Annotated in this window: 9 protein-coding genes, 1 pseudogene and 1 riboswitch; of the genes and pseudogenes, 3 read left to right on the forward strand and 7 right to left on the reverse strand. The window is 69.2% G+C overall.

Annotated elements, in window-relative coordinates; translation table 11 throughout:
* Positions 1-46: 46 nt before the first annotated feature.
* From QT382_RS12730 to QT382_RS12740, 3 genes and pseudogenes are all read right to left on the reverse strand, one after another.
* Positions 47-730, reverse strand: a pseudogene (locus QT382_RS12730) (ABC transporter ATP-binding protein); the annotation flags it as partial.
* A complete protein-coding gene (locus QT382_RS12735; protein WP_289254399.1) occupies positions 727-1,677 on the reverse strand; it encodes an HlyD family secretion protein in 951 nt (316 codons plus the stop codon). The gene QT382_RS12735 and the pseudogene QT382_RS12730, both read right to left, overlap by 4 nt.
* Positions 1,678-1,679: 2 nt before the next feature.
* Complete coding sequence (locus QT382_RS12740; RefSeq protein WP_289254400.1) at positions 1,680-2,309, reverse strand: TetR/AcrR family transcriptional regulator; 630 nt, start codon at positions 2,307-2,309, stop codon at positions 1,680-1,682.
* 52 nt (positions 2,310-2,361) lie between these two features.
* A riboswitch (SAM riboswitch) is annotated at positions 2,362-2,437 on the forward strand.
* Positions 2,438-2,483: 46 nt separating this feature from the next.
* Between QT382_RS12740 and metX the strand changes: the two genes are divergently transcribed.
* The 3 genes from metX to QT382_RS12755 all read left to right on the forward strand — a co-directional run bounded on the left by metX (position 2,484) and on the right by QT382_RS12755 (position 4,647).
* Complete coding sequence (gene metX / locus QT382_RS12745) at positions 2,484-3,620, forward strand: homoserine O-succinyltransferase MetX (protein WP_289254401.1); 1,137 nt, start codon at positions 2,484-2,486, stop codon at positions 3,618-3,620.
* Positions 3,617-4,201 (forward strand): methionine biosynthesis protein MetW, encoded by a 585-nt coding sequence (gene metW / locus QT382_RS12750; protein ID WP_289254402.1) that lies wholly within the window; start codon positions 3,617-3,619, stop codon positions 4,199-4,201. Before metX ends, metW begins: the two co-directional genes overlap by 4 nt.
* 77 nt (positions 4,202-4,278) lie before the next feature.
* A complete protein-coding gene (locus tag QT382_RS12755; RefSeq protein WP_289254403.1) occupies positions 4,279-4,647 on the forward strand; it encodes a VOC family protein in 369 nt (122 codons plus the stop codon).
* A gap of 100 nt (positions 4,648-4,747) precedes the next feature.
* Here the strand turns inward: QT382_RS12755 and QT382_RS12760 are convergent, their stop codons facing one another.
* The 4 genes from QT382_RS12760 to QT382_RS12775 are packed head-to-tail and all read right to left on the reverse strand — an operon-like array spanning position 4,748 to position 11,197.
* Entirely contained in the window at positions 4,748-5,710 is a 963-nt protein-coding gene (locus QT382_RS12760; protein WP_289254404.1) for a M14 family metallopeptidase, read from the reverse strand.
* A gap of 4 nt (positions 5,711-5,714) precedes the next feature.
* Entirely contained in the window at positions 5,715-6,287 is a 573-nt protein-coding gene (locus QT382_RS12765) for a hypothetical protein (protein WP_289254405.1), read from the reverse strand.
* 15 nt (positions 6,288-6,302) lie between these two features.
* Complete coding sequence (locus QT382_RS12770) at positions 6,303-7,121, reverse strand: carbon-nitrogen hydrolase family protein (RefSeq protein ID WP_289254406.1); 819 nt, start codon at positions 7,119-7,121, stop codon at positions 6,303-6,305.
* Positions 7,118-11,197 carry a YhdP family protein gene (locus QT382_RS12775; RefSeq protein ID WP_289254407.1) on the reverse strand — a complete coding sequence of 1,360 codons (4,080 nt, stop codon included), beginning with the start codon at positions 11,195-11,197 and terminating at the stop codon, positions 7,118-7,120. Before QT382_RS12775 ends, QT382_RS12770 begins: the two co-directional genes overlap by 4 nt.
* Between the last annotated feature and the right edge of the window lie 35 nt (positions 11,198-11,232).

Here is an 11,232-nt window from a genome sequence, read left to right on the forward strand (position 1 = left end):
CGATCAGCTTGATGAAGGCGTCTTCGAGATTGCCTTCACCTTCGTTGACGCCGGCGGCCGCGAGGACCTCTTGCTGTGTGCCCTGGGCCAGCACCTCGCCGTAGGCGATGAAGACCAGCTCGTCACAGCGCTCGGCCTCGTCCATGTAGTGGGTGGCGACCAGCACCGTGATGCCGTCTTCGGCCGCGAGGCGGTGCAGCTGGTCCCAGAACTCGCGCCTGGCCTTGGGATCGACGCCGGCCGTGGGCTCGTCCAGCAACAGCAGTTGCGGCTCGTGCAGCAGGCAAGCCGCGAGGGCAAGACGCTGCTTCCAGCCGCCGGAGAGCGAACCGGCCAGTTGCTCGGCCCGCGTCGCCAGGCCCAGCCGCTCAAGCGCCGCATCCACGGCCTTGCGCCGCGCGGGCAGCTCGAACAGCCGCGCCACGAAGTCCAGGTTCTGGCGTATCGACAAATCCTCGTAGAGGCCGAACTTCTGCGTCATGTAGCCGACCTGGCGCTTCAGCTGCAGCGCGTCGCGGCGGAAGTCCAGGCCCAGGCAGAGCCCTTCGCCGGCATCGGGCGTGAGCAGGCCGCAGAGCATGCGCATGGTCGTGGTCTTGCCGCTGCCGTTGGGGCCGAGGAAGCCGACGATGCGGCCGCGGCCGACCTGCATGTCGACCTGGTCCACCACGGCACGGCCGCCAAAGCGCTTGCTGAGGCCCCGCACATCAATGGCTAGTGCGGCCGTCACGGCTGAACATCCAGCGGCTGGCCCGGATGCAGTCGCAGCGCGTCCTCGGCCTTCTCCGGCCGCGCCTCGACCATGAAGACCAGCTTGGCGCGCTGGGCATTGGAATAGATCACCGGCGGCGTGAACTCGGCCTGCGGCGCGATGTAGCTGATGCGCGCGGCAATCGGTGCGCCGCAGCCATCGCAGCGCAGCTGCACCAGCTGGCCGGCCTTGATGGCACCCAGCTGGGCCTCGGGCACGAAGAAGCGCGCCTTGCGCTGCGAGGCCGGCAGCAGGGACAGTACCGGCGCGCCGGCATTGACCCATTCGCCGGGCCGGTAGAACACATCGGTGACCAGGCCGGCCTGGGGCGCGCGCTGGGCCTTCTGCTGCAGACGCCAGTCGGTCTGGGCGCGGCCCTGGGCTGCCGCCTGGGCCAGGGCCTGGGCGGCCGCGCGCTCGTCGTCGCGGGCCGGCAGGCGGGCGGTCTGCACGGCGGCGTCCAGTTCGGCCACGCGGGCATCGGCCTGGCGCGACTGCAAGACGGCATCGTCGACCCGCGCCTTCTGCACAAAGCCTTGGGCCAGCAACTGCTGCTGGCGTGCCAGCTCGCTGCGGGCCAGCTCGGCCTGCGCGCGGGCCTGGCGCAATTGGGCTTCGGTGATGGCCAGCTCCTCGCGGCGCCGACCCTTGTCGCCGTTGCGGGCCTGGGCCGCAGCGCTGCGCTCGCGCGCCTGGGCCTCGGCATCGGCGGCGCGCTCCAGGCTGTCTTCCAGCTTGAACAAGGCCTGCTCGGCCTGCACCGTGTCGCCGCTGTGCACCGCCAGCTCGCTGAGCCGGCCGGCCACCGGGGCGGCCAGGTAGAGGGTCTCGCCCTCGGCGTAGCCGGACCAGCCGGTCTGCGGCGGTGGGCTGCAGGCGGCCAGCGCCAGCAGCAGCGGCGAAAGAATCAAGACAGTCGTCTTCATGCTCAGGACTCCTTGCGCAGCGAGGCAATCGCCCACGCAATCCGTTGATCGATGGCGGCGTCGGACAGCGCCTGCTCCTGCATGCCCTCGGCCACGACCGGCGGCAGCACGCCCAGCACCTGCACGCCGCCGGCAATCACCAGCGGCGCGACCACAGAACCCATCAGGAAGACGAAGCGCTGCAGCGGCGGCACCTTGCGCAGCTGGCCGGCCTTTTCCGCGGCCTGGGTGAGTTCCATCAGCAGGCCCAGGTGGCGCGGCGCATTGGCGCGCATGAACTCCTGGGCCACCAACTCGCCGGCCTGGGCATCGGCCCAGATGCGGGCGATCACCGGCCGGTGGCTGCGCACGAAGCGGGCCAGGCTGCGCAGCGCGGCCTGTAATTTGTCCAGCGGGTCGCCGGGACCCTCGACCTCGTGGCTCAGGCCGGCATACATGTCCTCGTACATCTGCTGCAGGAGCGTGCGCAGGAAGCCGTCCTTGCTGCCGAAGTGGTAATGGACCATGGCCGGGTTGACGCCGGCCGCCTCGGCCAGGCGCCGCACCGACAGGCCGGCACAGCCGAGCTCGGCATAGAGCTCGCGGCCTGCGGCGAGCAGGGCCTGGTCCTGGGCTTGAGAGGGGCGTGGCATGGCGGCGATTATTGAACAGTCGTTTAGTAATTGCAAGGCAGGCGGCTACAATGCCGCCCACAGCGCCGATTTGTTCCGGATTGCGGGCGCTCTAAAAATTCCGCTAAACAGGGGCGCCCTCCGGTGTTCCGTCTTGTCAGCGGCACCGGTTTTTTCTTTTTGGAAGGCGTGAACATGACCCCGCAAAGCGTCGGCTTCGTCCAGCCGCAGCGCATGCAGTTCGAGGAGCCGCTTCGGCTGCGTAGCGGTGCGCAGCTAGGACCCTACGAGCTGCACTACGAGACCTATGGCCAGCTCAACGCCGACCGCTCGAACGCGGTGCTGGTCTGCCATGCCCTCAATGCCAGCCACCATGTGGCCGGCAGCTACGAGGGCCAGGACAGGAGCGAAGGCTGGTGGGACAACCTGATTGGCCCCGGCAAGCCGCTGGACACCAACCGCTTCTTCGTCATCGGCATCAACAACCCGGGCTCCTGCTTCGGCTCGACCGGCCCCATGCATGTCAATCCGGCCACGGGCCGCGCCTATGGCGCCGACTTCCCGGTGGTCACGGTGCAGGACTGGGTCGATGCCCAGGCCCGCGTGCTGGACCGGCTGGGCATCGCCCAGCTGGCCGCCGTACTGGGCGGCTCGCTGGGCGGCATGCAGGCGCTGGACTGGTCGCTGCGCTATCCGGAGCGCATGCGCCACTGCATTGCCATTGCGACCGCGCCGAATCTGTCGGCGCAGAACATCGCCTTCAACGAGGTGGCGCGGCGTGCCATCGTCACCGACCCCGAATTCCACGACGGCCACTACTACGAGCATGGCGTCGTGCCCAAGCGCGGCCTGCGCGTGGCCCGCATGATCGGCCACATCACCTACCTCAGCGACGACGTGATGGAGCAGAAGTTCGGCCGCGAGCTGCGCGCCGCCGAGCTGGGTTATTCGACCCAGGAGATCGAGTTCCAGATCGAGAGCTATCTGCGCCACCAGGGCGACAAGTTCAGCGAGTACTTCGACGCCAACACCTATCTCTTGATCACGCGGGCGCTGGACTACTTCGACCCGGCCCGTGAGCATGGCGGCGACCTGAGCCGCACCTTTGCCGCGGCCCGCTGCAAGTACCTGCTCGCCAGCTTCACCACCGACTGGCGCTTCTCGCCGGCCCGCTCGCGCGAAATCGTCAAGGCCCTGCTCGACAACAAGCTCGACGTGTCCTATGCGGAGATCGATGCCCCGCACGGCCACGACGCCTTCCTGCTCGAGGACCCGCGCTACCACGGCATGCTGCGCGCCTACTTCAACCGCATCGCAGGGGAATTCGCATGAGCGCCGCCGGAGTGATGGAGAACATCGCAGCCCTGGTGCCCGAGGGCTCGCGCGTGCTGGACCTGGGCTGCGGCACCGGCGAGCTGCTGGCCTATCTGCAGAAGCATCGCGGCTGCACCGGCTATGGCGTGGAACTGGATGACGCCAATCTGCTGGAATGCGTCAAGCGCGGCGTCAACGCGATCCAGCTGAACCTGGAAGAAGGCCTGTCCATCTTCGAGGACCAGAGCTTCGACGTGGTCCTGCAGCTGGAAACGCTGCAGCATCTGCGGAACACCGAGGCCATGCTGCGCGAGACCGCCCGCGTGGGCCGCAGCGGCATCGTCAGCTTCCCCAACTTCGCGCACTGGCCCAACCGGCTGCAGGTGCTGATGGGCCGCATGCCGGTGACCCGCGTCCTGCCCTACCAGTGGTACGACACGCCCAACATCCGCGTCGGCACCTATGCCGACTTCCAGGTGCTGGCCGGCAAATGCGGCCTGCAGGTGCGCGACAGCTTCGGCATCCAGGACGGCCGCGTCGTGAGGACCCTGCCCAACCTGCTGGCCAGCATGGCGGTGTTCAAGTTCGACCGCGGATGACAGGGCTCTTGCGTTTTGGCGCGCCGTCCAAGGCGTGCTGAAATGGCCGCCTCGAGTCATTTCGCAAGGAGACAGCCATGATCGGATACGCCATGGTCGGCACCAACGACCTGCCGCGCGCCGCCGCCTTCTACGACGCCCTGCTGGGCGAGATCGGCATCAAACGCATGATGGACTTCGGCCGCAGCATCGCCTGGGGCGTGGCCTGGGACAAGCCGGCCCTGGGCGTGGGCCTGCCCTTCGACGGCAACCCGGCCACGGTAGGCAACGGCGTGATGATCGCCCTGGTGGTCGACAGCAAGGAGAAGGTCGACCGCGTCCATGCCAAGGCCCTGTCGCTGGGTGCCAAGGACGAAGGCGCCGCCGGCCCCCGCGGCGAAGGCTTCTATGCCGGCTATTTCCGCGACCTGGACGGCAACAAGCTCAACGTCTTCTTTATGGGGTGAATGAGGACCGAGGACAGTCCTGAGGACTGTCCGACGCCTCATGAACGCCTGGCCGCGTCTCGCGCGGCCAAGCTGGGGTCATGGCAGTACTGGGCTCTGCTCAGTCTTCAAATCGCCCCAGCCTCACCATCGTGTTCCCCGGCCTCCCATGCTGGGTCGATGGCATCACCAGCACCGTCCGCTCATAGCGGGTGCGAAACACCTGCTCGCCGTCCTGGGCGAAGGCGGTGCCGGCCTGGTCTATGACCTGCAGGCCGTGGACCGGGAACAGGAAGTGGAAGCCGGACGAGCGCGCGGTCACCGCCTCGTCCACCCTCACCAGGTGCTGGACCTCGGGCAGCGGCAGGCGCAGGCGCGGGCCGGCCCAGGCCTCGTTTACCACGCCGGTCAGCCGCAGGAAGCGCACCACCGAGTCGATGGCCACCTCGGCCGAGGAACGCTCCCAATGCTGGCCGCATTCGATCAGCAGGGCGTTCTTGGGGCTTTGCGGGTCTCCGAAGCCGCCGCGGTCGCGCATGCGCAGGCCGGAAGGGTGGCCGGTGTCGATCAGCAGGTCGCCCGGCATGCCCAGCTGGCGTGCGAACTCGGCGCCCTTGTCCAGCAGGCCGCAGACCATCAGCGGCCGGCAGGCGTCCTGCATGGAATGGATGTCCAGCAGCCAGTCGGCCGCATCGACGAAGGGCTGCAGCTCGCGCGCCCGGCGCAGTTCCAGCGAGTCGCGCTCGCCGAACAGCTGGGCGTCGTCCCAGACCCGGTTCAGGTCCTCGTCCACGCAGCGCGAGGCATTGGGCCGCAGCGGGTCGAAACGCCGGTAGGCCGCAACGTTGGCGAAGCTGAGGATCAGCCGGCCGCTAGCCGGGGTCAGTTCTTGCCGGCTGTGCTCGGCCAGCAGCCAGTCGAGTGCAATCGCGCCGCACAGCTCGTTGCCATGGGTCAGGGCCTGCACCATCACGGTCTTGCCGGGCCGGCCCGAGTCGAACACATGAACGTAGTCGACCCCGCTGCCGCCCTCGCGCCAGCGCGAGATGTCGGGCGGGCTGAGCTCCAGCGCTTGCTCGCTCATTGGCTCAGCGCGCCGGCGCGTTCAGGTTCAGGGCCACCAGGTCGCGCAGCACCTGCCTGATGCTGTCGCGAATCGCGGCCTCGTTGGCCAGGCGCAGGCGCTCGACCGGCATCAGCTTGTCGGTCAGCTCCACCGTGGCGGCATTGCGCAAGGTGCGCTGGTAGAGCGCCGCCTTGCTCGTGCGGTCTATCAGCGTATAGCTGATGGCCAGGCGCACCGTGGTGTCCAGCGAGACCATGGGCTGATCCAGGTCGGTGAGCTTGATGTCCAGCTGGTAGCGGCCGGCCTCGCGGGTCTGCGGGAACATGCCGACCGAGCGCAGCGAGTCCTCGAAGGCCTGCTCCAGCGCCTGGCTGCTGACCTTGGAGCCCCACCAGCGGTTGGTGGCCTGGCCGCCGCTCACCGGGCCCAGGCTCACGTTCTGGCGCAGCGCATCCGGCACCCAGGAGCGCATCTGCAGGGCATCGGCGGGCGTGAGGCCCATGGTCAGCGGCTCCGAGGGCGTGCCGCAGCCGGCCAGCAGCGCCAGCGCCGCGAGCAGCAGGATTCCGGATCTACGCACAGAAGAAGCAGCCATGGCCTTACACCTCGTTCAGAGTCGTCGGTGCTGCAAGGCCGGCAGCTGGCTGCGCACAGCGGCCAGCCGCTGCAGGTCCAGCTCGGCCTGGACCAGGCCCTCGCCTTCGGGAAGCACGTCCAGCACCTCGCCCCAGGGGTCGACGATCATGCTGTGGCCCCAGGTGCGACGCCCATTCTCATGCCGGCCTCCCTGGGCCGAAGCCAGGACAAAGGCCTGCATTTCGACCGCTCGTGCCCGCAGCAGCAGCTCCCAGTGCTTCTCGCCGGTGGTGTAGGTGAAGGCCGCCGGCACGCTGATCAGCTCGCAGGGCGGCTGGCCCGGCGTGAAGCTCAGGGCTCGATAGAGCTCGGCAAAGCGCAGGTCGTAGCAGATGCTCAGGCCCACGCGCAGCGGACCGGCCTGCACCGCCACCGGCTCGTTGCCGGCCTCCAGCACCCGGCCCTCGTCATAGGCCTCGCGCTCGGTCTGGAAGCGGAACAGATGGATCTTGTCGTAGCGCGCCGCCAGCTGGCCCTCGGGGCCATAGACCAGGCAGCTGTTGCGCACCTTGGCCGGATTGGGCGTGCGCAGCGGCAGCGTGCCGCCTATCAGCCACAGGCCCAGCTCGCGCGCGGTCTTCGAGAGCATGGCCTGGATGGGCGCGCTCGTGTCGCCGAAAGTCTCGGCGATGCGCAGCTTGTCGTCGTCCTGCTGGCCCATCAGGCAGAAGTACTCGGGCAGCAGGGCTAGCTGGGCCCCACCGGCGGCGGCCTGCTCCAGCCAGTGGCGGGCGCGGGCCAGGTTGTGGTGCAGGTCGGGGCTGGAAACCAGCTGGACGGCGGCAATCTTCATTTCGAGGCTCCCGAGGCGGCTGGCTCCGGCGCATTCTGGGACTTGGGCTCGGCCTTCTCGACCTTCTCGACCTTGGGGTCCTCCCAGGTGCCGGTGACCAGGAATTCACGCGTGCCGGCCTCGGTCATCGGCCGACGCAGCAGCAACTGGGCCAGGAAGGTGGCCAGGCCCACAGCCGGGTTGACCGCCGCATAGGCCAGCGAAGCGCCACCGGCATTGACCTCGGGCAGCACGACGATGCGCAGGTTCTGGGTCTCGGCCGCGAGGTCGGCTTCGCCCTCCATCGCCACGATGGCCTGCACGCCGCGCATGCGCAGGTTCTTGCTGTGGGCCACGCCCTTGGTGATGCTGATGTCGCCCTCGACGCCATCGAAGGCGAAGCCCTCCTGGAACACGTCGCGGAAGTCCAGCAGGAAGCGGCGCGGCAGCGACTGCAGGCTCAGCACACCCAGCAGGCGCGCCACGCCGGGGTCGGCCTTGAGGAACTGGCCGGCATCCAGGTGCAGCTTGAGTTGGCCCGACATGCTGGGGTAGTCGGGGCTCAGCGGCGAGCCGGACCAGCCGATCTGGCCCGACAGCAGGCCCTTGCCGTCGCGCAGCACCTTGCCATGGCCCAGGCTCTCCAGCAGCTGGCCGGCGTCGGCCACCTCCAGCTTCCAGTCCATCTCGGCGCGTCGCTGGGCCTGGCCCGGCTGGGCGGCCCAGGTGCCGGTGGCATTGAGCAGGGCATCCGGGTGGCGGATCTGCAGCTTCTCCAGCTTCCATTCGCGGCTCGGGCCCTGGTGGCGGGCCTGCACTTCGAGGCGGCCCAGCTTCTTGCCGCGCAGCTCGAAGTCGTCCACCACGATGTCCAGCGCCGGCACGCTGCTGGGCGCCTGGTCCAGCATCTGGCTGACGCTGTCGACCTCGCTCTTCGGCAGCGAGAGCCGGGCCAGCCGCGCATAGACGGTGCCGGGCTGCGGTGCACGGGGCGGGCGCAGCTCCACATAGCCGCTGAGCTGCTGGGCATCCAGCGTGGCGCGCCAGGTCTGCTGGTCGGGCGCCAGCGAAATGCCGGCGATGACGCGGCTGAGCGGCCGGCCAGCCACCTGCAGCGACTGCGCCCGCAGGCTGATGTTGGCCGGCAGGTAGCCGCCGCCATCGCCCGTGCCCTCGCCGGCCTGGATATTGAACAGGCGCTGGACCACATTGCTCCAGGCATCCACATTGACCGCCGCCAGATTGGCCGTGGCCCGCACGCCGCTGTCGGGCAGCTCGCCCAGGTTGTCGAGCACCGACAGGCTGCCGCGCTGGACCCTAGTCCCGGCCTCGCCGAACTCGCGCTGGTAATGGGCCTGCACGAGAGTCTGGCCCAGCTCGACCCGCAGCTCGTCATGCCTGGCGTCGATCAGGCTGATGCGCAGCAGCAGCGGCAGCGCTGCCTCGGCATCCTTCTTCAGCGGCGCCGGCAGCTCGGAGACCATGCCCTGCAGCGTGCTGGTGAGTTCCAGCTCGGTATGGCCCTTGACCAGGCCAAGTTGCAGCTTGTAGGCCGCCTGGCCTTGCAGCGCGCCGGCCAGCTTGGAGGCGATGCCGAGTTCGGGCGAGCGGCGCAGGCCCTCGGCGCTGGCCACGCCCTGGCCGGTGAATCGCAGGCTGCCGTCACTCTGGCTGCCGCCTTCGAACTGCGCCTCGCCACCGGCCACGCGGGCCGCGCCATTGCTGATCTGCATGCCCTTGTGGTCGAAATCGACCCGGGCCCGCGCATTGGCCAGCAGCGGCACATCGGGCGTGAGCTTCAGGTCGTTGCCGGCCAGCAGCACCTGGCCCTTGACCGTGCTGCGGGCGATCTCGGCCAGCGGCAGCTGCAGGCCCAGCTTGAGGCTGGCCTGGCCGGTGCCGGTGGCGTTGTCCAGGCCATGGCCGGTCCAGGTGGAGACCGGGCTGGCCTTCATGAAATGCAGGAGCGATTCGACCGAGCCGCGGCCGCCGCCTTCGAGCTCCAGCACCGGCTTGTGGTGCATCAGGTCCTTGATGCCGCCATTGACGCCGCTGAGCTCGAAGCCCAGCACCCGGGTCGCGCCGTTCTTGATCTGCAGGCTGCCGCGGTCGATCACGACCTGGGCGTTGAGCTGCTCCATCACCGGCCAGGGCGAGACATAGGCCGGCTGGGTTTCGGTGGCCGGATGGCTGGGCACGTAAGCCAGTTCCACGTCCTGGGCCGTGGCGGTGATGCGGAACTGGCCGTTGCTCTGCGGCGAATCGAACGGGAACTCGGCCAGGTCGCCGTTGAGCCGCACCGTGACCGCGCGGGCCTCGCCGGCGCGCAGCGCATCGCGCAGGTAGACGCGAGTGAACGGGTCCATCACCTGCGGCAGATAGCGCGCGACTCGCGTCGCCGGCGCCTTGTCGACCTTGCCCGTCAGCTTCAGCAGACCGGGGAATCGACCGCCCTTGCCGCGGCCCTCGCCCGCGCCGCTGCGCCACTGCAGGTCGAACTCGCCGCGCAGGTCGCTGTTGGCCAATTGCAGGTTGGCCAGCCGGAAGTCCAGCTGCGGTGGCTTGCCGGCGCGCGGCTCGACCGACCACTTCAAGGTACCGGCCAGGCGCTGCAGCGGAATCACCGGTTCCTCGAACAGGCCCGGCAGCTCCAGCTCGCCATCGGCCAGCTTGAAGCGGGCCTCGCCGCCACGCTCGCTGGCCTCGATCTCGGCACTGGCACCCCGCACGCCGGGCCGGCCTATGCCACCGCCCTCATGAGCGAGGGCATTCAGCAGCAGGCCCTCGACCTTGGCCTTGGCGCGGTAGTTGCGCGGAGCGGCCAACGGGCCTTCCCAGCTCAGCGCCATGTCGCTGAGCACGCCGCGCGGCGCCAGCTCGTTCAGCCATTCGCGCTGCTCGCTGGAGAGCGGTGCGCGCTCGGCGATCTGGGCCATCAGGGCGAAGTCCAGGCGCTGGGCCGACAGCGCACCGCCGTCGAGCTTGCCGAAATCGATGTCCAGGCCCACGCCGCCGGGCTGGCGCAGCGTGACCGACCAATCGGAGCGCGGCCAGCTGAGGCCGTCGGCGGCCTCGAAGCCCAGCTGCTGGGCCGACAGCGTGACCAGGTCCTTGCCGCGCGCCAGGCTGAGCCGGCCTTCTATGCGTTCGAGATCCAGTACCGGTGCTTCGGCCGCCAGGCGCAAGGCCACCTGGCGCAGGCCGATGTCGGCCGTGGCCTTCTCGGGCAGGCCGTTGCGGATATCTATCCAGGCGCGCAGCGCACCATCGCCGGCACTCAGCTCGAACGGCAGGTCGATATGGCGGCGCAGCTGGCTCACGTCGGCCCGCGGCAGCTCGGCATAGAGCTGGCCGCTCCAGTGGCGGATCTCGCCGGCCCGCTTCAGCAGCGACTGGGTGAAACGGCCGCGCAGGCTGAAGCGCTCGCCGAACTCGGCCGGCGGCGTGGCGTCGAGGCGCAGGTCGTGGCGGCGCAGGCCGTTGCGCAGCACCAGGTTCAGGTCCGAGAGCGCCAGCGGCGCGGCCTTGCGTACCTCGTCCACCCAGCGCACTCGGCCCTTGAGGATGACGAACTCATGCTGGGAGAAGAACCAGTCGGCCAGGTCGCCGCCGGCCTCGGCCTGCTGGTCGGGCTTCAGGTCGAAGCCGGCCACGAAGACGCGGCCCTGGGCGTCGCGGCGCACTTCCAGCTCCGGGCTGTCTATCAGCAGCTGCTCGAAGCGGGGCGACAGGGTCAGGAAGGAGCGGGCCGACAGCGCCGCCACCACGCGCGGCAGGCGCAAGGCCTCGTGCTGCGCCCGGTCCAGCAACCGCACATCGCTGAGCTCGACGGCCGGAATCCAGCCCCCGGAGCGCACCTCGATGCGGCCTATGCGCACGTCCAGGCCCAGAGCGTGCGAGGCTTGGCGTTCTACCGAAGGGCGCCAATCGTCGACGTACGGCAAAATTGCCCAGTGCAGAAGCAACCAGCTCAGCAGGACCAGGACCCAGGCCAGCATCACCAGACGCAAGGCCCAGCGCAGCAGCCGCAGCATGATGCGGTAGGGGCGCAGGACGGCGTTCTTGGCGGCGGCGGAAAGGGTTGCTGGCACTGGCATGAAAAAAGCTCGCCCTGGAGCCGCGATCTGCCCCG

This window comes from Pelomonas sp. SE-A7 (assembly GCF_030345705.1).
In the GTDB taxonomy this organism is placed as follows: domain Bacteria; phylum Pseudomonadota; class Gammaproteobacteria; order Burkholderiales; family Burkholderiaceae_C; genus JAUASW01.